Source organism: Veillonella caviae, from assembly GCF_003992125.1.
Taxonomy (GTDB): Bacteria; Bacillota; Negativicutes; order Veillonellales; family Veillonellaceae; genus Veillonella; species Veillonella caviae.
Genome location: NZ_RQUY01000002.1, coordinates 26,750 through 48,681, shown reverse-complemented (window position 1 = coordinate 48,681; position 21,932 = coordinate 26,750). Strand labels below are relative to the sequence as shown.

23 protein-coding genes and 1 riboswitch are annotated in these 21,932 nt (G+C 36.5%); of the genes, 2 read left to right on the top strand and 21 right to left on the bottom strand.

Annotated elements, in window-relative coordinates; all coding sequences use genetic code 11:
* Positions 1 to 47: 47 nt before the first annotated feature.
* The 7 genes from metK to EO120_RS01205 form a co-directional block, all read right to left on the bottom strand.
* The gene (metK, locus tag EO120_RS01235; RefSeq protein WP_127133692.1) at positions 48 to 1,238 is read right to left on the bottom strand and encodes a methionine adenosyltransferase; all 1,191 of its coding nucleotides are present in this window, start codon (positions 1,236 to 1,238) and stop codon (positions 48 to 50) included.
* Positions 1,239 to 1,285: 47 nt separating this feature from the next.
* Positions 1,286 to 1,385, bottom strand: a riboswitch (SAM riboswitch).
* 44 nt (positions 1,386 to 1,429) lie between these two features.
* Positions 1,430 to 3,088, bottom strand: a complete 1,659-nt coding sequence (locus tag EO120_RS01230) for a SulP family inorganic anion transporter (RefSeq protein ID WP_127133691.1) — start codon at positions 3,086 to 3,088, stop codon at positions 1,430 to 1,432.
* A gap of 57 nt (positions 3,089 to 3,145) precedes the next feature.
* Positions 3,146 to 4,351 carry a bifunctional phosphopantothenoylcysteine decarboxylase/phosphopantothenate--cysteine ligase CoaBC gene (gene coaBC, locus EO120_RS01225; RefSeq protein WP_127133690.1) on the bottom strand — a complete coding sequence of 402 codons (1,206 nt, stop codon included), beginning with the start codon at positions 4,349 to 4,351 and terminating at the stop codon, positions 3,146 to 3,148.
* Between the two features lie 54 nt (positions 4,352 to 4,405).
* Complete coding sequence (gene rpoZ / locus EO120_RS01220) at positions 4,406 to 4,621, bottom strand: DNA-directed RNA polymerase subunit omega (RefSeq protein WP_127133689.1); 216 nt, start codon at positions 4,619 to 4,621, stop codon at positions 4,406 to 4,408.
* Between the two features lie 4 nt (positions 4,622 to 4,625).
* Positions 4,626 to 5,255: a guanylate kinase gene (gmk, locus tag EO120_RS01215; protein ID WP_127133688.1), complete on the bottom strand. Its 630-nt coding sequence runs from the start codon at positions 5,253 to 5,255 to the stop codon at positions 4,626 to 4,628.
* A gap of 8 nt (positions 5,256 to 5,263) precedes the next feature.
* On the bottom strand, positions 5,264 to 5,533 hold the full coding sequence (gene remA, locus EO120_RS01210) for an extracellular matrix/biofilm regulator RemA (protein WP_127133687.1): 270 nt from the start codon (positions 5,531 to 5,533) through the stop codon (positions 5,264 to 5,266).
* 11 nt (positions 5,534 to 5,544) lie between these two features.
* A complete protein-coding gene (locus tag EO120_RS01205; protein WP_127133686.1) occupies positions 5,545 to 6,426 on the bottom strand; it encodes a YicC/YloC family endoribonuclease in 882 nt (293 codons plus the stop codon).
* 102 nt (positions 6,427 to 6,528) lie between these two features.
* Here EO120_RS01205 and EO120_RS01200 point away from each other — a divergent pair, with 102 nt between their 5' ends.
* Entirely contained in the window at positions 6,529 to 8,241 is a 1,713-nt protein-coding gene (locus tag EO120_RS01200) for an Rqc2 family fibronectin-binding protein (RefSeq protein WP_127133685.1), read from the top strand.
* Positions 8,242 to 8,298: 57 nt separating this feature from the next.
* Here the strand turns inward: EO120_RS01200 and EO120_RS01195 are convergent, their stop codons facing one another.
* The 13 genes from EO120_RS01195 to EO120_RS01135 form a co-directional block, all read right to left on the bottom strand.
* Entirely contained in the window at positions 8,299 to 8,757 is a 459-nt protein-coding gene (locus EO120_RS01195) for an ATPase (protein WP_127133684.1), read from the bottom strand.
* A gap of 14 nt (positions 8,758 to 8,771) precedes the next feature.
* A complete protein-coding gene (coaD, locus tag EO120_RS01190; RefSeq protein WP_127133683.1) occupies positions 8,772 to 9,263 on the bottom strand; it encodes a pantetheine-phosphate adenylyltransferase in 492 nt (163 codons plus the stop codon).
* A 4-nt stretch (positions 9,264 to 9,267) separates the two neighbouring features.
* Positions 9,268 to 9,819 carry a 16S rRNA (guanine(966)-N(2))-methyltransferase RsmD gene (gene rsmD, locus EO120_RS01185; RefSeq protein ID WP_127133682.1) on the bottom strand — a complete coding sequence of 184 codons (552 nt, stop codon included), beginning with the start codon at positions 9,817 to 9,819 and terminating at the stop codon, positions 9,268 to 9,270.
* Between the two features lie 69 nt (positions 9,820 to 9,888).
* Positions 9,889 to 10,887, bottom strand: a complete 999-nt coding sequence (locus EO120_RS01180) for an NAD(P)H-dependent glycerol-3-phosphate dehydrogenase (protein ID WP_127133681.1) — start codon at positions 10,885 to 10,887, stop codon at positions 9,889 to 9,891.
* Position 10,888: 1 nt separating this feature from the next.
* Positions 10,889 to 11,494, bottom strand: coding sequence for a glycerol-3-phosphate 1-O-acyltransferase PlsY (plsY, locus tag EO120_RS01175; RefSeq protein WP_127133775.1), 606 nt, complete (start codon positions 11,492 to 11,494; stop codon positions 10,889 to 10,891).
* A 14-nt stretch (positions 11,495 to 11,508) separates the two neighbouring features.
* Positions 11,509 to 12,843: a ribosome biogenesis GTPase Der gene (gene der / locus EO120_RS01170; protein WP_127133680.1), complete on the bottom strand. Its 1,335-nt coding sequence runs from the start codon at positions 12,841 to 12,843 to the stop codon at positions 11,509 to 11,511.
* Positions 12,844 to 12,958: 115 nt separating this feature from the next.
* Positions 12,959 to 14,857: a bifunctional 4-hydroxy-3-methylbut-2-enyl diphosphate reductase/30S ribosomal protein S1 gene (locus tag EO120_RS01165; RefSeq protein WP_127133679.1), complete on the bottom strand. Its 1,899-nt coding sequence runs from the start codon at positions 14,855 to 14,857 to the stop codon at positions 12,959 to 12,961.
* On the bottom strand, positions 14,848 to 15,468 hold the full coding sequence (locus tag EO120_RS01160; RefSeq protein ID WP_127133678.1) for a lysophospholipid acyltransferase family protein: 621 nt from the start codon (positions 15,466 to 15,468) through the stop codon (positions 14,848 to 14,850). Before EO120_RS01160 ends, EO120_RS01165 begins: the two co-directional genes overlap by 10 nt.
* A complete protein-coding gene (cmk, locus tag EO120_RS01155) occupies positions 15,461 to 16,144 on the bottom strand; it encodes a (d)CMP kinase (RefSeq protein WP_127133677.1) in 684 nt (227 codons plus the stop codon). Before cmk ends, EO120_RS01160 begins: the two co-directional genes overlap by 8 nt.
* 33 nt (positions 16,145 to 16,177) lie before the next feature.
* Complete coding sequence (locus EO120_RS01150) at positions 16,178 to 17,425, bottom strand: BaiN/RdsA family NAD(P)/FAD-dependent oxidoreductase (RefSeq protein WP_127133676.1); 1,248 nt, start codon at positions 17,423 to 17,425, stop codon at positions 16,178 to 16,180.
* Positions 17,422 to 18,150, bottom strand: coding sequence for a pseudouridine synthase (locus EO120_RS01145; RefSeq protein WP_127133675.1), 729 nt, complete (start codon positions 18,148 to 18,150; stop codon positions 17,422 to 17,424). Before EO120_RS01145 ends, EO120_RS01150 begins: the two co-directional genes overlap by 4 nt.
* Position 18,151: 1 nt before the next feature.
* The gene (scpB, locus tag EO120_RS01140; RefSeq protein WP_127133674.1) at positions 18,152 to 18,652 is read right to left on the bottom strand and encodes an SMC-Scp complex subunit ScpB; all 501 of its coding nucleotides are present in this window, start codon (positions 18,650 to 18,652) and stop codon (positions 18,152 to 18,154) included.
* On the bottom strand, positions 18,642 to 19,391 hold the full coding sequence (locus EO120_RS01135; protein ID WP_127133673.1) for a segregation and condensation protein A: 750 nt from the start codon (positions 19,389 to 19,391) through the stop codon (positions 18,642 to 18,644). Before EO120_RS01135 ends, scpB begins: the two co-directional genes overlap by 11 nt.
* A 167-nt stretch (positions 19,392 to 19,558) precedes the next feature.
* Here EO120_RS01135 and EO120_RS01130 point away from each other — a divergent pair, with 167 nt between their 5' ends.
* Complete coding sequence (locus EO120_RS01130; RefSeq protein ID WP_127133672.1) at positions 19,559 to 21,391, top strand: phosphoethanolamine transferase; 1,833 nt, start codon at positions 19,559 to 19,561, stop codon at positions 21,389 to 21,391.
* 96 nt (positions 21,392 to 21,487) lie between these two features.
* Here the strand turns inward: EO120_RS01130 and EO120_RS01125 are convergent, their stop codons facing one another.
* Positions 21,488 to 21,931: a 2-thiouracil desulfurase family protein gene (locus EO120_RS01125; protein ID WP_127133671.1), complete on the bottom strand. Its 444-nt coding sequence runs from the start codon at positions 21,929 to 21,931 to the stop codon at positions 21,488 to 21,490.
* Between the last annotated feature and the right edge of the window lies 1 nt (position 21,932).

The window sequence follows — 21,932 nt, the reverse complement described above, 5'->3', positions numbered from 1 at the left end:
AATAGTGTAATAGAAAAGACCTCAGCCCAATGGCCAAGGTCTTAATCTTATAAACCGGCTTCGTGACGAAGTATATCAGCTTTATCTGTACGTTCCCATGGAAGATCTACATCAGTTCTACCAAAATGCCCATAAGCAGCTGTTTTACGATAATGCGGTTTTAATAAATCAAGCATTTCGATAATACCCGCAGGGCGCAAATCAAAATGTTTTTTAACTAATTCTTGAATTTTTTCTTCTTCAATTTTTGCAGTGCCAAATGTATCTACCAATACAGATACTGGTTTTGCTACGCCAATAGCATAAGCCACTTGTACTTCGCATTTATCAGCAAGACCTGCAGCTACAACGTTTTTAGCAACATAACGAGCTGCATATGCAGCAGAACGGTCTACTTTTGAAGGATCTTTACCAGAAAAAGCACCACCACCATGACGAGCCATGCCACCATATGTATCTACAATGATTTTACGACCTGTTAAGCCTGCATCGCCATGAGGACCACCAATCACAAAACGACCTGTAGGATTGATAAAGTATTTTGTATTGTCATCAACAAATTCAGCCGGAAGAGCTGCATCGATAACATAACGTTTCAAATCAGATTTGATTTGTTCTTGAGTTACTTCTGGACTATGCTGTGTAGAAATAACGATAGTATCAATACGTTTAGGTACGCCATCAACGTACTCAACAGTAACTTGTGTTTTACCATCTGGACGCAAATATGTCAATGTACCATTTTTACGAACCTCTGCCAAGCGACGCGATAAGCGATGAGCCAAAGAAATTGGTAATGGCATTAATTCTGGTGTTTCATTAGAAGCATAGCCGAACATCATGCCTTGGTCACCAGCACCGATTTTATCAAGTACTTCACCATGACCTTCTTTAGATTCAAGGGCTTCATCTACCCCCATAGCAATATCTGCAGATTGTTCATCAATAGATACTAATACACCACAAGTATCACAGTCAAAGCCATATTTAGCTCGAGTATAACCGATCTCACGAATTGTATCGCGAACGATGCGAGGAATATCTACATACGTATTAGTAGAAATTTCTCCCACAACATGAACTAAACCAGTTGTTACCAATGTTTCACAAGCTACACGAGCTTTCGGATCTTTCTCAATAATTGCGTCCAAAACTGCATCAGAAATTTGATCAGCGATCTTATCTGGATGGCCTTCAGTTACAGATTCAGAAGTAAAAAACATATGTTTTTCTGCCATTTGTTCCTCCTATAATAAAAAAATCCCTCATGGTCTCACATGAGGGAGACCCATCTACCAGTCACAGGACCGTTGGATTTAGCACCTTCTTTTATAAGGGTTGCTGTAGCTTCACAGGGCCTATCCCTCCACTACTCTTGATGAGTTAAATCTTGACATTAATTGTAACTGATTTACATATAAATTGCAAGCTAGTTGCCATTAGTTTTTCTTAAATCTCGTTCGGCCTTATGCAAAGCACTTTCAAATTTACGCCACATATGATGATGACCTAACACATCTAAGAAATCGGTTTTATACATTTCTACCCGTATATCATATTTCACTTCACTAAGTAATACCACGATGCCACGTCTTTGCAACTCTCCAATAATACTACTTAAAATACGTATACCCGTTAAATCTACAAAAGGTACTTGATTAAACCGAATAATCAAAAACTTAGGGTCTTTATGAATACAATTAAGTACCCTTTCAAATGAAGATATAGCACCAAAGAATAATGGTCCTTCTACAGAATAGACCATAATATCTGGATGAATAGTGATTTCGTGTTTAATCTCTTCAGATAATTCAGCACAACTCACTTCATGAACATCTATAGTTCCAACCATACGGCGCATAAAAAATAGAATAGCCAGCATAACGCCGACATTTACGGCAACCACCAGATCAGTAAAAATAGTAAGAAAAAAAGTTAGAACTAAAATACCTGCATCAGCACGAGGAGCTAAACGAATCATTTTGACAAATCGTGCTACATCACTCATGTTATAGGCTACTAAAAAAAGAATAGCCGCCATAGAGGCTAGAGGAATATATACAGCATAAGGCGCCAAAAAAAGCAAGATAAGAATTAAAATTATAGCATGAATGATACCTGCTATCGGTGAATTTCCACCTTGACGAATATTCGTTGCAGTTCTTGCAATAGCACCAGTAGAAGCAATACCACCAAATAATGGAGCCACTATATTAGCCAAACCTTGTCCAAATAGCTCTGTGTTGGAATCATGCTTATCACCACTCATCCCGTCTGCAACAACAGCTGATAATAGCGATTCTATAGCACCTAACATAGCAATAGTAAACGCAGGACCAATCAAAGAAAAAATCTTATCTAGTGACAACGCAGGAATGGAAAATTCGGGTAATCCTTGCGGTATACCTCCAAATGCACTGCCTATAGTTTGTACGGTTGGAAATTGATAATACCACTGAATAATGGTAGCAACTACCATGGCTATTATAGGAGATGGCATCTTATTAATATAAGGAATTCTAGGTAATATTAATAGTAATATTAAACTCAATAGTGCAATGACTAATGTAGGTATATCTGAATACGGCAAAGCCTGTATCATAGCCCATATTTTTTCATGAAAATGAGGCATATACGGTAGATTTGGAAAGCCAAAGAAATATGGCCACTGTCCTATCCAAATAGTCACCCCGATACCAGCGGTGAACCCCATAATAACAGGTGTAGGAATATATCTAATAACAGTACCTAATTTAGCTACACTAATTAAGATAAGAATAATACCTGCCATCATAGTGGCAATTTGAAGTCCTTCAAATCCATAGTTAACTACGATACTGCTTAATAAAACGATAAAAGCTCCTGTAGGACCTGCAATTTGAACTTGAGAACCACCAAACAGAGATACACATATCCCTGCTATAATAGCCGTATAAATACCAGCCTGTGGCGTCACACCACTAGCAATAGCAAAAGCCATAGCCAAAGGCAATGCCACTACACCAACGACTAAACCAGCAATCAGATTCTGCGCCCATTGTGATTTGCTAAGGCCACCTTGTAAGTAGGCCTTTTGAATAGCAAACATATTTATAACACTTCTTTCTAATAACGAGCAATAATTAAGTAACAATCATACAATACACTATGACTTAAAAGATAACAAATCAGAAATTTCCCTTATAATATGACGAGCTAATTCAGATTTTTTCATATTTTGCATTACTTTTGGCTCACGATTTGGATATAAAAAATAGCCTTCATTTGTATCAACATTAAATCCCGCATTTGCTTTACTTACATCATTAGCAACTAGCATATCAAGATGTTTACGTTTTACCTTATCTTGACCATATTCAACTACATGCTCTGTTTCTGCCGCAAATCCCACCAATAATTGATGTGTCTTACGTTCTCCTAAGCTTTGTAAAATATCAGGATTCTTAACAAGTTCTAAAGTCATAGATTCCATTTTCTTAATTTTTTGTTCTGCTTTATTAGCCACTCTAAAATCAGATACAGCAGCAGCCATAATAACTATATCAACAGAATCATATAAACGATCCACGGCTTCTTTCATAGACCGAGCAGAATCAACGGCTACTAATTCAACATTAGCTGGTACTGACAAAGATGTGGGAGCACTCACTAAAATAACACGAGCCCCTTGACGAGCTGCTTCTGCTGCAATGGCATACCCCATTTTCCCGCTCGAACGATTTCCAATATAACGCACAGGATCAATATATTCCTGTGTTCCACCAGCAGTGACAACTACAGTTTTTCCATCTAATAAATGCTTATTCTCAAGAGAAGATAATTGTTCTGTAAGCCATTGTACAATAAATTCAGGCGATGGCAATCTACCAGGACCAGTAACACCACAAGCTAGCCAACCTACTTCAGGCTCCATAATATGGTATCCTAAGGATCGCAAATCGGCTAAATTTCGTTGCACAATAGGATTGTTATACATTTCCGTATTCATCGCAGGACAGAGGAATTTAGGTGCTGGTGTAGCCATAATGGTGGTCGTTAACATATCATCAGCAATACCAGCATTGATTTTTCCAATTACATTGGCTGTAGCGGGTACAACGATATACGCATCTGCCCAAGTCGCTAAGGCAATATGCTCTACATTCCAGTCATGTATTTCTTCCCACATATCAATCGCCACAGGATGATTACTAATTTCTCCAAAAGTTAAAGGCGTAGCAATATGAGTGGCATTCTTCGTCATCACCACCTTAACTTCAGCACCAGCTTTACGCAGACGACTCACTACTTCAATAGCTTTATATGCTGCAATACCTGCAGATACACCTACAATAATATGTTTTCCTCGCATAGTTTTCCTTTCTAAAAATTCCTTGCACTCTCAGAGTACAAGGAATTTAATTAATTATTTAATACCTTCTTTTGTGCGTTTATATGTAACTTCACCTTCGGCGATTTCATAAAATGCTAAAGAAACGGGTTTATCTGTGTTATGAATATCAACAGCTAAGCAAGGCTCGCCATCAGTTAATTCACGAGCGCGTTTCGCTGCTAATGTAACCAATGTGTATTTACTGTCTACACGATTTTCTAATGTTTTCAATGGAGGTTTTACCATCATACTATCACTTCTCCTTAGACTCTTGATATTGTTTATATATATATTGGATTTGTTCTTTATTTCGACTAATTTTACAAGACTCAGCTCGTAAAATAGATGCCACCTTTTCTGATGCATCTCTTAAATCATCATTGACCACTATATAGTCATAACGATGAGCTAATGCCAACTCAGAACAAGCTAAAGACAATCGCTTATCGATAACTTCTTTCGCATCGGTACCACGATTATGCAATCGCTCTGATAATTCTGTCAAAGATGGCGGCACAATATAAATAAATACAGCATCACTAAAGCGCTCTTTTACCTGCATAGCCCCTTGTATATCGATTTCTAGGAGCACGCTTTTACCGTCATCTAATAAATCCATCACATGCTGTTTAGGCGTACCATAGTAATTATCATATACCTTAGCATACTCTAAAAAAGCATCTTCTGACAATAAAGTTTCAAACTCTTCCTTTGAGCGGAAAAAATAATTGACGCCCTCAACTTCGCCCACCCGTGGTTCACGTGTAGTCATGGATACAGAATATACTAAATTAGGCATTTCGCCACGTATATTAGAACATATTGTTCCTTTCCCTGCACCAGATGGACCGGATATGACGATTAATAATCCTCTATCTGACATATGAACTCCTAAGCTTCCACAGACTCTTCATCTACTTCATGTTGTACTATACGATGTGCCACCGTTTCAGGCTGTATAGCAGATAAAACAATTTGACCACTATCCATAACTAGTACAGCTCTTGTTTTACGACCATATGTAGCATCAACTAGGAGACTCTTATCTCTTGCATCTTGAACCATCCGTTTAATCGGTGCCGATTCAGGACTAATAATGGCGATAACGCGATTAGCTGACACCATATTACCAAAACCAATGTTTAGTAACTGGATACTCATAATATGCCTCCTTACTCTATATTTTGTACTTGCTCTCTAATTTTCTCTAACTCACATTTCAATTGTACCACACGGTCTGTTAATGCAATATCCATAGCTTTTGATCCCATAGTATTAACTTCTCGATTCATTTCTTGAATGATAAAATCAAGCTTCCGACCAATTGGACCTTCTTTCATAAGTGTGTTTTTTAATTGTACCACATGTGACCTAAATCGGACAATCTCTTCTGTTATATCTGTTTTATCAGCTAATAATGCCACCTCTTGTAGCACTCTATCTTCATTAATAGATACAGTATGAGCCGCTAGTATATCTACTAACTTATTTTCAATATATAGTTTATAATTTTCAACAGCTACCAATTTATGTTCATCTATATATTGTACAATGTCTTCCATTTGTGAAAGCCTGTTCAATAAATCACCTTGTAGATGCAATCCTTCATGAGTACGCATAGACACGAGAGACTCTAAAGCCTCATCAATAGTTGTTACCACTAACGAGGTCAAAACAGCCTCATCTACATCGGCTTCTTTTCCTTGAATCCAATCACTAGATATAGCCATTATTGATTCTAGCGGTACTTGTGATTCTGTATGGTAAAAACCTTCATGTACCAAAATATGTTGAATTTGTTCTTTTAAAACACGGTTAATAGTAAATTCTTTTTCTCGCTCACTATAATCATCTAAAGTGACAAAAACATCTACTTTTCCTCTCTGTAAATACTGTTGAATACGACTTCTCATAATATGCTCAACACAATTTAGCTGTTTAGGATTCCGTATAGTAATATCTAAAAATCGGGCGTTTACCGATTTGATTTCAATTGTACATTGTAACCCATCTACGAGCTGGGTACTCCTTCCAAATCCAGTCATGCTCTTCATAGGATGCCTCCTTTTCATTTATTGTAACATGATACTTCCACTAAGTTAATACTTGGATTTCTATGGTATACTAGATACATTAAATATTAAAAAAGGAGCATTATGAACTTAGATGGTTTAACACTGTCTGTACTTTGCAAAGAATTAAATACGCAACTACAGTCAGGACAAATACAAAAATTATATCAAATCGATAAACATACCTTATTATTCAAGGTGAGAGCCAATAATAATGATGTGAATTTCATCATTACAGTAGGTTCTAATCCAGCTTTATATGTAAGCAAACCCATACAGGACTTGCCAAAAGAACCAAGTTCCTTATGTATGTTTTTACGAAAGCATATCGAAAATAGCCGTATCACAAAGGTAGAGCAAATTAATGGAGACCGTATTATTTGTATCCATATTGATAACTTGGAATTAGATGGATCCATTACGACTACATACATGTATGTAGAATTAATGGGAAAATATTCTAATTGTATCTTTGTACAACAAGATATCATTTTAGAAGCCCTTATTCACGTGTCCCCCCTCATGAATCGAGAGCGTTCTATTAGCCCTAAATTAATTTACGAGCTACCACCTAATTCTAGCCGTGTAGCTCTATTAGACTTTAATAATACAGAAATATTAAACCTGTTACAGTCATTTGGGGAAGGTAGTGTATCGCAAACAATTCGTAAAATTTTTAATGGTTTTGGTAAATCTCTAATAGACTATGTATTACAGCTTTCAAAATTAACTGGTCAAGAAGATTTTGATACATTAACGATTGGAGAATTACAAGGATTGGCCAATGCACTCCATATATTGCGGACCCAATTAGAAGTAGCCCATCAATTATACATATATGATGTTAATGGAAAAAAGCAACAAACCCCTATACCATTACTTACCGGAACGCTTGTAAAAACCTATGAAACAATATCTGAAGCCATAGATGAATCCATACAAACTCAGGGCTCTATACATACAGCGGATAGAGAGTTAAAAAAAGTTATAACACAAGCTATCAAAAAAGAAGAAATCCGTCACGAAAAAATCAAAAAAGAATTAGACGATGCGGATAAAATGGATACCTATAAATTGTATGGTGATTTATTAATGATTAATGGCCATTTACAAGTACAATATCAAACGAGCTTAAATGTACCAAATCTGCTATCTGAATCACAAGAAATGATAACAATTCCACTAAAACCGCAATTTACTATTATAGAAAATGGACAAACCTATTACAAATTATATACAAAATTAAAAAATCGCATGATTAGCGGTCGTTACCAATTAGATCAAAGTACTATAAAACTAGAGTATTTAAACTCTATTTTATATAGCCTCTCCTTAGCCACAACTCGAGAATCATTAGAGGAAATTCGTCACGAATGTATGGAGGCAGGAATTATCAAAAAATCTAAAAAGCCTTTATCCTATAAATTAGGGAAATCTAATTATATTCACCTTACCATACCAGAAGGTGAGCTTTATATTGGCCGTAACAATCAACAAAATGAATATTTAACACATCGCTTTGCTAAACCAAATGATATGTGGTTCCATACACAAAATATCCAAGGTTCTCATCTTATATTACGGACTGATCATGAGTTAGACGATATGATTATTTCCCAAGTAGCCAAATATGCTGCCTATTTCAGCAAAGCGCGAAACACATCAAAAGTTCCTGTAGATTATACTTATATAAAAAATATTAAGAAACCACCAAAATCACCGCTTGGCTTTGTCATCTTTAGTACACATCAAACTATGACTGTCGAACCAGAAAAGCCGCCTACTTATGAGGAATAATATAAACATAAGACCTCTCTCGCTATATATATTGGCAAGAGAGGTCTTATGTTTATATTACTCAGCTTTTTGTTCGTTTTGTTTTAAACTTTCCCGATTTTGGCGAAGGCTTTCTAATGTTTTTTCCAAGTTGTTTTCTACATATTTCAATACATCACCAGCATATTGAATCGAACTAGATTTTAATTCTTCAGAAGATTGATTTGCTGCATTGATAATTTGGTTTGCTTGTTCTTGTGCTTGTTTAACAAGTTCGCTTTCCGCAGTCAACTGAGCAATGTAATCTTTTGCTTGATCGATTAATGTTTCCGCTTGGCGTTGTGCATCGGCTAGTACTTTGTCCTTTTCAGCAACAATACGGCGAGATTCATCTAGTTCAAGAGGTAAAGATTCTTGAATAGCATCAATAATACGCATAATTTCATCTTCTTCTACCATGCGTTTTGTAGTCATCGGAATACGGCTACTAGATTCGATAAGCACTTCCAAATCTTCAAGTAATTTTTCTGTTTTCATTCGGTTCACTCCTATTATTTATTATCAATGTTACAAAAGCGTTCTTCTAATCTTGCTTTGACTTCTTCAGGAACAAGCCCATCTAGTTTCCCACCAAACTTGGCTAATTCCCTAATTCCTGTAGAGCTAACAAAGGAATATTTGTTATTTGTCATAATAAAAACAGTCTCAATATCATCATCTAAAAATTTTGCAAACAAAGCTCGCTGGAACTCGTATTCAAAATCACTGAGCGCTCTAAGACCACGGATGATAATGGTAGCGTCTTTAGACTTAACATATTCATTCAATAAACCACCAGTGCAGTCAATTTCCACATTAGGAATATGTTTTACAGAATTGCGGATCATTTCAACACGCTCTTCCATAGAAAATAAGGAATTCTTGTTTGGATTTGTACTTACTGCAATAATTAACTTGTCTACTAAACGACTTCCTCGTTCAAAAATGTCAATATGACCATTTGTTACTGGATCAAAACTCCCTGGACAAACTCCGATTCGCAAAGGTCTAGCTCCTTTCACTAGGTTTCACAAAATAGGAAACCATGGTGTACCCAAATTTCTGTTCTTTTATACATTCCCATGTATTTGGCGTAGTAAACACTTCATCTTTATGATGTTCTAATATAACAATCCCTCCTTGGGATAGTAAATTATGATTTTCTACTAAATTTATGGTGTCTTGTATAAAACCTTTCTGATATGGTGGATCAGAAAAAATATAGTCGAACTGCTGGTTTTCTATAAAATATTGCACTTGTGAAAGTTTCTTGGAAAGAATGGTTAATTTAGATTCCACGCGACAGTGCATGGCATTTTCTAAAATTAATTTTCCTGTTCTAAAATCTACTGCAGTAGCGCTAGCTGCTCCACGACTCAAAGCTTCAATAGCAATGGCACCAGTACCAGAAAACAAATCTAATACAGACGATCCACCAAGCCCTCTATGAGCAAGTACATTAAAGATACTTTCACGCACACGATCCAACGTAGGTCTCGTATCAATCCCTTTAGGTGATTTTATAGCGTGTCCCTTTGCAGTGCCTCCAATAATTCGCATACAATCCTCACATGATTATACTCATTAATTATAGTATATAAATAATCAAAATAAAAGTGTCTTTTATAATTAAGAGACTTCTATTTTACTGTTTCGACTCATCAACTCTTGTAGTGCCAATTTAGGAGACTTATTTTCATACAGTACCTCATATAAAGCCTGTGTTATAGGCATATCGACGCCATGTTCTATCGCCATATTTCGGACAATGGCAGTTGCAAAAAAACCTTCTACCACCATATTAGTATGATTCATAATATAATCCATACTTTTCCCATCAGCTAATGCTTGACCAGCTGCCCGATTGCGGCTATGTTGACTCATACATGTAGCAATTAAATCTCCCATTCCAGCTAAACCAGCATAAGTTTCTTTTTGTGCACCTAAGGCAACGCCAAAACGGGTCATTTCGTGTAGACCTCTAGTTAATAATAGAGCTTTACAATTATCGCCTAATGATAAACCATCTACTATGCCTGCTGCTAAAGCAATAATATTTTTCGTCGCTCCTGCTAATTCTACTCCGATAAAATCGTAACTAGTATAAATACGAAATTCTTTACTATGTAAAGCTTTTTGCACTTTCTGTGCTACACTATCAGACTTTGTTCCCACTACTGCGGCTGCTGGCAAATTACGACCTACTTCTTCAGCATGATTTGGCCCTGTTAGGACTGCAATGTGACAACCTGTATCGGCTAATTCTTCAGTCATTACTGTAGTGAGTAATTTCCCCGTTTCTCTTTCCACACCTTTTGAACAAAGCACAAAAATCTGCTCTTTGTGCACACAAGGTCGTATACTTTTTAACACATTCCTAACATGCACAGATGGTGTCACAATAAGAACTATTTGTGCACGTTGAATGGTAGATACTAAATCAGAAGTAAAATGTAATGCTTCCGGTAAATCTACACCCGGCAAATACTCTGTGTTCTCTCGACAATTAGATAGTAAATCAGCCAATTCTGATCGTCGACAATATAATGTTGTATCATTGCCAGCAACCACTGATTTAATAGCTAAAGCTGTGCCCCAACTACCTGAGCCAATAATAGCAACATTCATATTAGTCACCTTTTTTGACCCTTTCTACCTTCAACTCTTTACCAGCTAATAAACGAGAAATATTATCTTTATGTCTAATGATTACAAACAACGCTGCCACACCACCAAAACCAATGAACCATAGAGACTCATTAGTAAAGTACATCATAAATGGTACTAATGCTGCAGCTACGATAGAACCTAAAGACACAATTTTTGTAAAGTATACTATAATCCCCCATACAGTAAAACAAATGAGTGCCACTAATGGAGATAGGGCAATGAGAACACCTAATCCGGTAGCTACACCTCGCCCCCCTTTAAACTCAAGAAAAATAGACCAGTTGTGACCTATCATAGCCAATATGCCACCAAGAATCATGTACATAGGACCAACGCTAGAGAACAATAAAACGCCAATTGCACCTTTGGCTGTATCACATAGAAATACTGGTAATGCAGCTTTTATCCCAATAACTCGATAGGTATTAGTAGCTCCAATATTCTTAGACCCATACAGACGTACATCGGTATTAAAAAATGTTTTACCTATTATGAGACCGCTTGGGATTGATCCAATAATGTAGGCTAAGATGCCATATAGAAGTAACATAACTGTATCATTCATCATTTCTACCTCTATCAATCTTCATCTTCTCGTTTTTTCCCACGTAAGACTAATCGAATCGGTGTGCCTTCAAAACCAAAAGATTCACGCAAACGGTTTTCTAAGAAGCGCATATAAGAGAAATGAATCAATTCCGGTTCATTTACAAAAAGTATAAATGTTGGTGGTTTAACACTGGCTTGTGTCATATAGTAAATTTTAGGAATACGACCATTGCGAGATGGTACTGGATTAACAGTTTGAGCATCTTGCAGTAATTGATTTAAGGTACCTGTAGATACACGACGATACTGTTGCTCCGATACGAATTTGAGCATATCCGCCAATCTATGAATACGCTGCTTAGTCAATGCAGAAGCAAATAGGATAGGTGCAAATTGTAAAAAACCTAATTCATCGTAAATATCTTCGGTATACCGTAATGTAGTTTTATCGTCTTTTTCTACAAGATCCCATTTATTTACTACAATGACTACACCCTTACCAGCCTCATAAGCATAGCCAGCAATTTTCTTATCTTGTTCTGTTACGCCATCCACACCATCTAAAACAAGCACAACGATATCAGAGCGATCAACTGAACGCAATGAACGAACAATACTATATCTTTCTACAGCTTCATCGATTTTTGCTTTTCGACGCATACCTGCCGTATCAATAAGGACAAATTTTTGATTTTCGTGAGTCCAATACGTATCAATGGAATCACGTGTAGTTCCTGCTACATCGGAAACAATAACGCGCTCTTGGCCAAGTAATGCATTAGTAAGAGAAGATTTGCCTACATTTGGACGTCCAATAATAGCAACGTGAATTGTATCTTCTTCATCCACATTAGTTCCTACAGGTGGAAAATGTTTTACTGTATCATCTAGCAAATCACCTAAATTCATTAAATTTTTTGCAGATATACCGATTGGATCACCTAAACCTAAGTTGTAAAATTCATAAATATTAGGTTCTTGACTAACACTATCAATTTTATTAACTACTAATACTACAGGTTTACCACTAGTACGTAAAATATTAGCTACTTCTTCGTCAGCTGCTACAATACCTTGTTTCCCATCTACCACAAATAGAATTACATCTGCTTCCTCGATGGCTAACTCCGCTTGTAAACGCATCATTTTAGGAATAACATGACTGTTTTCCGTAACGAATTCAATACCTCCAGTATCAATCATTGTAAATTCACGATTTAACCATTCTGCATCAAAGTAGATTCTATCCCTCGTTACCCCTGGAATATCTTCTACGATGGATATTCGTTTATTAACAATGGCATTAAAAAGTGTAGATTTGCCTACATTCGGACGACCTACTACGGCCACTAATGGTTTTGCCATGTTGTTCACCTCATTTAAAAATCTAATACATCAATCTATTTTATCATATTCAAGGTATAGTACGCAAAAAGGCTAATCAAGGATTCCCTTGATTAGCCTTTACAAAGACTAGAAATTATTCTGCGTCTTCTTCAGTTTCTTTTGCTTCCATCAATTCAGTTAAAGCCAAACCCAATTTCTTTTCATCTTTATTAAGAGAAATGATTTTAACTTCTACTTCTTGTCCACGGTTTAAATAGTCTTCCACTTTCGCATTACGTTGTTTTGTAATTTGAGAAATATGTAACAAACCTTGAATATCGTCGTTAACAGCTACGAATGCACCATAAGCAACTAAACGAACTACTTTACCAGTAATAACATCACCAACATGCAATGTTTCTTCTGCTACATCCCATGGGCTTTTGGATAAAGCTTTTAAGGACAAGGATAGTTTATTGCTTTCTTCATCGAAAGATTGCAATTTAACTTCAATTTCTTGACCTACGGAAAGAACATCTTCCACTTTTTTAATTTTTTGCCAAGAAATGTCGGAAATGTGAAGTAAACCCTCAATACCACCGATATCTACGAATGCGCCATAAGGCATAATTTTACGAACGATACCTTTGTAGTTGTCACCAACGTTAATATTTTTCAATGCTTCAGCTAATTTAGCTTGGCGTTCCACTTCAAGTACTGCACGACGGGAAAGAACCAAACGGTTTTTCTTTTCATCGATTTCAAGAACTTTAGCTTCAAATTCAGTTCCAACCAAGTTGTCCAAAGATTTTACGAAGTGCACATCACCTTGGGACAACGGAATGAAACCACGAAGGGATTTAACTGTTACTACCAAGCCTGCTGGGATAGCATCGATACCTTTACATACGATAGCTTCGTCTTTTTCTTGGGCTTCGATAACATATTGCCAATCTTCATCTTTAGCCAAACGAGTCATGGAAAGATAAATAGGATTATCTTCTTTGATGTGATTCATGATAACTGCTTTAATTTCATCACCATATTTCAACACATCTTTAGCAGAGTCTGGTGCTGGATAAGAAATTTCAGTTTTATTCAAAATGGCTTCAGTTTTATAGCCAAAAGATACGTATGCACGTTCATCTTCAACTTGAACTACTGTACCTTCTACAACGTTTCCTTTCTTAAATTCTTCTTGACCTTCTGCTGCTAATAATTCTGCAAAATCTTTCATTGTCTCAATGACCTCCTTAATAATCCAGTCGGGAGTCGATGCTCCTGCTGTTACTCCTACCGTCTGTACTCGGTTAAACCATTCCAGTTGTAATTCAGTAGAAGTTTCAATGTGATATGTTGTACATCCAACGTCACGACAAACCTCTGCCAATCGGTTCGTATTGCCGCTATTCTTACCGCCTATCACAATCATAAGATCAACATTACGGGCTAATTCAACCGCAGAGTTTTGACGTTCCTGCGTTGCATTGCAAATCGTTTTGAAAATCTTAAGATTCTTAGATTTTTTCTCTAATATCTCTATTATACTGTTAAATTTAAATTGTGAAAAGGTAGTTTGTACAACTACACCCATTTTTTCTACGATTTGTAGATTTTTAGCAGTTTCTTCATTTTCAATGATTATACCTTTGTTATCTGCCCATAAATTAATGCTTTTGACTTCTGGATGGTTTTTTTCGCCCAAAATCACAAGTATCATTCCATCTTCTATAACTGACTTCGCATCTTGTTGGGCTTTTTTTACATGAGGGCATGTAGCATCTACTACAGTTAATCCTTTTTGTTCTGCTTCTTTATAAATATCAGGTCCTACACCATGAGATCTGATAATCATTGTTCCATCACTAATATCAGCTACTTCATTGATGGGGCTAACCCCCTTTGATTCCAAATGCTCCACCACTTGAGGATTGTGAATAATAGGTCCTAATGTATAGCTTTTACCAGGTTTATCAGCCGCTTCATTAGCCAGTTCAACAGCCCGTTTCACCCCATAACAAAAGCCATGATTATCGGCTAATATTATTTCCATAATGTCTCCTTAATATCATTAGCATGATAAGAATCTATCATACGTTGAATCTCTGCTTTTACAGTATCATTAACAGCTTGAATCGCTTCCGGTGTAGGCTTCGCTTTTTCTACAGGAATCATCTTGCCAATAATACAGGCGCTTTCATTCTTCCTCATTTCATAAGATCCGATAATAGCTACCGGCACAATACCTATACCTGTACGTAATGCAATAGAAGCAGCACCATCATGAAATCGTCCCAATTTTCCACTGCGTTGACGATTACCTTCTGCAAAAATACCAAGAACTTTATTATCTTTTAATAAACCTAACGCATGACGAATAGCCACCTTATCAATAGCGCCGCGATTTAGTGGAAATGCACCAAGCCAAGTACAGAAAAATCGCGAAATAGGGTTTACGAATAATTCTTGTTTCGCCATAAAATGAACGTGTCGTGGCAATGCATAGCCACAAATAGGCGGATCATTATTACTCAAATGATTAGGCACTACAATAACAGGGCCTTCCATCGGAAAACTATCACGTCCATATACTTTTAAACCATAGCCAACTTTATAACGCAACCAAAAAGCAGTGCGCCATAACCAAGTAGAAAATTTATTCATAATTAGTTCTCGCCTCCACTAAGGATAAAATATGGGCTACAGTTTCATCGAAAGTCATGTCGCTGGAATCGACGAGCACTGCATCAGGTACTTGTACTAAAGGTGATTCTTTACGATTTTTATCCATTTCATCTCTTTCGGTAACACTAGCGATAATATCCTCTAAAGGCAATTCATTTGGTGTCCCTTGCACCTCTAACCATCGACGTTTAGCTCGTGTCTCTACAGAAGCGGTTAAATAAATTTTTAACTCTGCCTTTGGTAATACGACGGAACCAATATCACGACCATCGAGAATAACACCGCCTACAGCAGCCATAGCTCGTTGACGTTCTACTAAATATTGCCGAACCGCTTTGTAAGACGCAATTATGGATACATTATCATTAATTTTAGGTTGACGTATAAAATCTGTAATGTTTTCACCACCGATGAACACCTTGCAGGCCGTCTCTGTAGGTTCCATGGATAAATTTAAAGATGGCAATAATTGTTCTACTGCTTGTTGATTATGCACATCGATGTGTTCATGTAATACAGCCCATGTAACAGCACGATACATAGCACCTGTATCGATATATAAATAGTCCAACTGATTAGCTACTACCTTTGAAATGCTACTTTTACCAGCGCCAGCAGGGCCATCAATGGCAACAGCAATTTTTTTCAAACTCATATACTCCTCCAAATTACACCTTTCACCAAGCCTCTAATCATCTCCATGAACAATGTGCATAGCAGCCACATATCCTGTAGAAAAGGCAGCTTGTAAATTATAACCACCAGTAAAAGCATCGATATCCAATACTTCACCTGCACCATACAACCCTTGAACCAATTTAGATTCCATAGTCTTAGGATTAAATTCTTTTAAAGAAATCCCACCAGATGTAACGATAGCCTCTTCTACAGGACGCAACCCTTCAACAGTGAGCGTCATATGTTGTAATACATGACACAAACGAAGTCGCTCCTCCTTTGTAATCTGATTGATTGGCTTGTGACTATCTAATTCCGCCAAACCAATAACAATAGGAATCAAGTTTTGTGGTAATAAATCCTTCATACCATTAATAAGTTGTTTTTTTGAATATAACTCAAAATCCTTTTGCAGTCGTTTATCCAAAACCTCAGCAGTTAGCGCTGGTTTTAAATTGATAGATATCGTAATAGGATTTGTATTTTTTTTACGCAATAATTTTCCTACTGTATGACTAAGCGACAATATAGTTGGACCAGTCACACCAAAATGAGTAAACATCATTTCCCCAAACATAGAGGCTTGTGTTTTTCCCTTACTAATAATAGATACCTCTACATTACGCAAACTTAGTCCCATAATATTTTTTACCCACTGTTCCTTTATAACAATAGGGACCAATGATGGACGTATATCTGTAATAGTATGCCCCAAAAGAGAGGCTAACTTATATCCATCACCAGTAGATCCTGTTAGTGGATAAGATTTACCACCAGTAGCAATAATAACTGCATCACAAGCATAAGATTCTTTGTCTGTCACTACACCAGTAACTTTATCATTTTGCACTACTATTTTCTGTACAGATTCATTAGTATGAACCTGAACGCCGTATTTTTTTAATACCTTGATAAATGTATTACGCACTTCTAAAGCTGAGTCAGATTCAGGAAATACACGTCCACCGCGTTCAACCTTAGTCTTAAGTCCCCAACTATGTAAAAGATTAAGCAAATCAGTATTGCTAAATCGTTCATACACACCATAGAGAAATTTACCATTCCCCGGGGTATTATGGATAAACTCAGACATGTCCGCACTATTAGTAATGTTGCAGCGACCTTTACCAGTGATTCCCATTTTTTTGCCAACCATGTTCATTTTTTCAATTAAAATAACACGGGCTCCTTCGCGACCGGCAATAGCAGCAGCCATCAGACCTGCAGCACCACCGCCTACAATGACAATTTGTTTCATTTCTTATTTGCTCCTAACGCCTTCAAAGCATTTACTTCTCGTTGCGTTAATTGACGAGCACCGCCGCGTTTAACACCGCCTAATGTAAGACCGCCATATGCAATACGTTTCAAATTATGAATGCGATACCCAAAATGCTCAAACATGCGACGTACTTGTCGATTCCTACCTTCATGAATAGTAATTTCCACTTCGTGAACACCATTATGATCATCAAAACCTAAATCTACAATCGTCGCTGGCGCCGTCATACCATCATCTAAATTGACACCATTGGCGATAATTTGTAAATCTTCTTCTTTAACACGTCCTTTAATGCGAACTTCATAAGTTTTTTCCACCCCTTTAGAAGGATGTGTCAAATTTTGAGCTAATTCCCCATCATTGGTTAGCAACAATAAGCCTTCTGTATATAAATCGAGACGACCTACTGGAAAAATTCGTTTCTTTTCATTCTTAATGTAATCTAATACTGTTTCACGCCCTTGTGGATCAACCACAGAAGTAATAACACCTTTAGGCTTATTCAACAAATAATACACAGGTTTTTCCATAGCCAATAATTGACCATTCACCTTAACTTTGTCTTTCATAGGGTTTACTTTTACACCTAATTCGGTAACCTTGCGGCCATTCACTTGTACTTTACCTGCTGTAATAAGATCTTCCGCTTTACGACGAGATGCTACACCACAACTTGCAATATATTTTTGTAATCGCTCCATATTATCCTTCTTTATTTAATTCTTCATGTAAAGCATTAATTGATGTCATACCAGTACTACGTAAAAATTCATCGGTAGTACCATACAATATAGGTCGTCCAACTGTATCCTTATGACCTAATTCTGTCACCAAAGACCTGGACAATAATTGTTTTAATACCTTATCGCTATTCACACCACGCACCTCTTCAATTTCAGCCTTTGTAATAGGCTGTTTGTAGGCTATGACTGCCAGTGTTTCCATTGCTGCATTAGATAATGTATCTTCTTTTTTACGGATTTTACTAATAAATTCCGCACATGACGAATCTGATACTAATTCAACACCTGCTACAGATTGTCGTACACGAACACCTCTGTCATGAGTATCTAACTCTTTCTGTAATGCTTCTATATAGATTTCTACATCCTTTTTTGAAAGTTGAAATAGCTCTCTCAACATATCTATCGTAAGAGGTTTTGCAGCAGAAAACAAAACAGCTTCTAAATATTTAGTTTCCATCTAGTGCCTCTTCTTCATCAATACCGACTACAGGAGCAGTAAAAATAATATCATCACCTTCATAAGCCATACGAATATCTTGCTGTTTTAACAACTCTAATATAGCCATAAAAATTGTAACCATGCCACTCTTATTGCCTATAGCAATTAAAAGTCGCCTAAACTGTAACGCTTCGCCTCGCCTAACACGGCTCCCTAAAGAGATAATCATATCTTCCAAACTATATAAATCCTTCTCAACCTTAACTTCACGAACTCGTTCCTCTTCTGGCACCTCAGTAGTCCGTTTCATAACAGCAAGAAATATATCATATAATTTAGAAAGTTCAAAATTATAATAACTATCTAACCCTAATAAGCTCGCCTCTTCTGGTCTACTAAAAACAGTAGCTTCTATAGATGTTTTCTCCAGTAATAAGTCTGTAAACTCTTTGATTTTTTTAAATTCCACTAATTTAGCTACTAATTCATCTCGCGGATCGTCTCCCTCTTCTGGTTCCGGTTCTACTTTTGGTAATAACATACGAGATTTAATCTGTAATAACGTAGATGCCATTAATAGGAATTCACTGCTATAATGAATATCAAAATGATTCCAATTCTCTAAATATGCTAAGTATTGTGATGTTATTTTTACAATTGGAATATCTGTGATTTCTATTTTATGTTTTTCTATTAAATGTAATAGTAAATCGAGAGGTCCTTCAAAGACATCGAGTTTATAATTGTAGTCCCCCATGAATCCCCATTCCTTAGCAACAGATATCTAACTATATAATTATATCGTAATTCAAAAAATTCTTCTACGTTCGTTATATATAATTGTATTTTTTATATTTCTTTGCTATCTTTATAATTGTAACTTATATTATATAGTTTTTATATTTCCTTAAGAAAGGATTGGCTATGTCATCACCTATGAGAGAGCTGGGCCGAAATCCTATATTGCGGTTTGGCATTATCGGTATTGTTCTTTATATTGTACTATATCTAATTTATGAACCTATCACATTAGGCCTTGATGTTGAGGATATAACAATACTCACAGTTCCTACTATTGTAGGCACATTTCTTTTTCAATACTATATGGGATGCACCGTATTTCACAGACCATTTCTTGGCTATGGTTTAGTAGGCATACTTTGGACTCTTACATTCCCATTATTATTTCACTTATCCTATGTAAAACCACTATATTTCTATGAATTTGCTAATGATTTTTTATTTGGATTACTAATCTTCATGGGGCTCTCAGGCTTTCAATTTTTATTGGGTCAAACCCAACGCTGGCATAAAACAACATCAGCATTACTAGCCCTCATATCATCTGCACTGAGTTTAATCCCCTTTATGCAAATTGGCTATTATATAAGTACTTGGCACTGTTTAACACCAGCTAGCCTTTTAGCTCTATATATGACCAATCCAGAAGAGGCCTTTGGATTTCTAAAAAATACGGCTGGCATTCCAGGACTTATTGCCATCACGATTAGTTTACTAGTGTGGACGTGGTTTCTCTATTGGTGCAATCTAGGCATGAAACGCATAGTAGAATTAAATTCGACACGACCATTGCGACTCGGTATATTAGTCGCTTCCTTAATAGCTTTCATCATTTACGTACCATTTTATCTATTTCCCCAAACATGTATTGTAGCAAACTGGATTGCCGCTGGTGATTATGTTAAACAGATGCAACAATATAATGATAATCATCACCTCGTATTTGATTCATTCCATTTAGATACACAAGAAACTGCATCACAAAAAACACCAGGTACAATTATTCTTATCATTGGTGAATCTAGTTCTCGTGACTATATGAAGGTATACAATCCTGATTTTCCCTACGACGATACACCATGGCAAGGAGATATGAATGCCAATAATAAAGACTTTATTTTCTTTGACCATGCTTATTCTTCTTATGTACAAACCGTTCCTACATTAGAAAGAGCCTTATCAGAACGCAACCAATATGACGATCGTCCATTCTTAGACTCCGCCAATATACTTGATATAGCAAAAAAAGCTGGCTACACAACATCTTGGTTTAGTAACCAAGGCGTATTCGGTGAATATGATACAGCTATTTCTTTAATGGCAAAAACCGCAGATATAACCAAATGGTCTCACGAGTCCTACGCATTCTCTGATCGATACGATGAATCTCTATTGCCTTTATTGGAAACAGTTGACCCTAGTAAAAATAATTTTATCGTTATCCATATTATGGGTAGTCATATTTATTATAATGACCGTTATCCGCACGAATTTAGCAAATGGAAAAAAGGTCCCTATCCTGATGGCATAGAAGCCTATGCAAACAGCCAATTATATACGGACTGGCTCTTGAAACAAATTTACACCTATGGCAAAGATAAGTTAAATCTTCAAGCTATGGTATATTTCTCCGACCATGGTGAAAGCCTCGATAAATCTCATAATCCAGATACTTTTGATTTTATTATGACCCATATTCCATTCTGGGTATATTTATCACCAACATACAGAGTAGCATATCCACAAACAGCCAACACATTGACCCATCATGAACATCAATATTTTACGAATGATTTATTATATGACACATTGGTGGGCATTATGCATGCGCCTAATCCTCGTTATGATGCATCGAGAGACTTTAGTAATCCTAGCTATCGCTTCAATTTGCACAATTTAACAACTCTATTAGGAGAACAACCCTTAACAAATGATTTAGGTAACGCTGGAAAGTAATCAAACCTATATACAATAATTAATAAAAAACGACGACATCCACTGGATTCGTCGTTTTTTATTATATGCTAGTTCATCATAGTAACACTTAGATTTTCACACTAATAAATCTTCAATGTCTTCTTCGGTGTATACCTCTATTTGATGTTCCCTCAACAATTCTGTAGCCATACCATCACCATTAATAAGCCGTCTACTAAACGAACCATCATAAATCTGCCCCTTACCACAACTAGGACTTTTTGCTTTCAATAATGCCATTTTACAACGATGCGCTAACGCTATATCTAATGTTTGCTGTGCACCATATCGAAATGCATCTGTTACATCCTCCCCTGTACAAGTGACTACAGTATTGCCTTTGCGCTCTGCCGGTTGTCTAGGTGTAGATAAACCACCTAGTTCTTCAGGACATACTAAAATGAGTTTATATCTGCATTCTAAAGCTTGTAAATTATTTATGAGATTATGATTACCATCGTAGCGGCAAAACACCCCACAGAGACAGCTACTAATCAATAATAAGGGCTTATCCAAAATA

Coding starts and splice junctions, on each gene's coding strand:
- metK (WP_127133692.1), bottom strand. CDS start 1,238: ATGGCAGAAAAACATATGTTTTTTACTTCTGAATCTGTAACTGAAGGC.
- EO120_RS01230 (WP_127133691.1), bottom strand. CDS start 3,088: ATGTTTGCTATTCAAAAGGCCTACTTACAAGGTGGCCTTAGCAAATCA.
- coaBC (WP_127133690.1), bottom strand. CDS start 4,351: ATGCGAGGAAAACATATTATTGTAGGTGTATCTGCAGGTATTGCAGCA.
- rpoZ (WP_127133689.1), bottom strand. CDS start 4,621: ATGATGGTAAAACCTCCATTGAAAACATTAGAAAATCGTGTAGACAGT.
- gmk (WP_127133688.1), bottom strand. CDS start 5,255: ATGTCAGATAGAGGATTATTAATCGTCATATCCGGTCCATCTGGTGCA.
- remA (WP_127133687.1), bottom strand. CDS start 5,533: ATGAGTATCCAGTTACTAAACATTGGTTTTGGTAATATGGTGTCAGCT.
- EO120_RS01205 (WP_127133686.1), bottom strand. CDS start 6,426: ATGAAGAGCATGACTGGATTTGGAAGGAGTACCCAGCTCGTAGATGGG.
- EO120_RS01200 (WP_127133685.1), top strand. CDS start 6,529: ATGAACTTAGATGGTTTAACACTGTCTGTACTTTGCAAAGAATTAAAT.
- EO120_RS01195 (WP_127133684.1), bottom strand. CDS start 8,757: ATGAAAACAGAAAAATTACTTGAAGATTTGGAAGTGCTTATCGAATCT.
- rsmD (WP_127133682.1), bottom strand. CDS start 9,819: ATGCGAATTATTGGAGGCACTGCAAAGGGACACGCTATAAAATCACCT.
- EO120_RS01180 (WP_127133681.1), bottom strand. CDS start 10,887: ATGAATGTTGCTATTATTGGCTCAGGTAGTTGGGGCACAGCTTTAGCT.
- plsY (WP_127133775.1), bottom strand. CDS start 11,494: ATGAATGATACAGTTATGTTACTTCTATATGGCATCTTAGCCTACATT.
- der (WP_127133680.1), bottom strand. CDS start 12,843: ATGGCAAAACCATTAGTGGCCGTAGTAGGTCGTCCGAATGTAGGCAAA.
- EO120_RS01165 (WP_127133679.1), bottom strand. CDS start 14,857: ATGGAAATAATATTAGCCGATAATCATGGCTTTTGTTATGGGGTGAAA.
- EO120_RS01160 (WP_127133678.1), bottom strand. CDS start 15,468: ATGAATAAATTTTCTACTTGGTTATGGCGCACTGCTTTTTGGTTGCGT.
- cmk (WP_127133677.1), bottom strand. CDS start 16,144: ATGAGTTTGAAAAAAATTGCTGTTGCCATTGATGGCCCTGCTGGCGCT.
- EO120_RS01150 (WP_127133676.1), bottom strand. CDS start 17,425: ATGAAACAAATTGTCATTGTAGGCGGTGGTGCTGCAGGTCTGATGGCT.
- EO120_RS01145 (WP_127133675.1), bottom strand. CDS start 18,150: ATGGAGCGATTACAAAAATATATTGCAAGTTGTGGTGTAGCATCTCGT.
- scpB (WP_127133674.1), bottom strand. CDS start 18,652: ATGGAAACTAAATATTTAGAAGCTGTTTTGTTTTCTGCTGCAAAACCT.
- EO120_RS01135 (WP_127133673.1), bottom strand. CDS start 19,391: ATGGGGGACTACAATTATAAACTCGATGTCTTTGAAGGACCTCTCGAT.
- EO120_RS01130 (WP_127133672.1), top strand. CDS start 19,559: ATGTCATCACCTATGAGAGAGCTGGGCCGAAATCCTATATTGCGGTTT.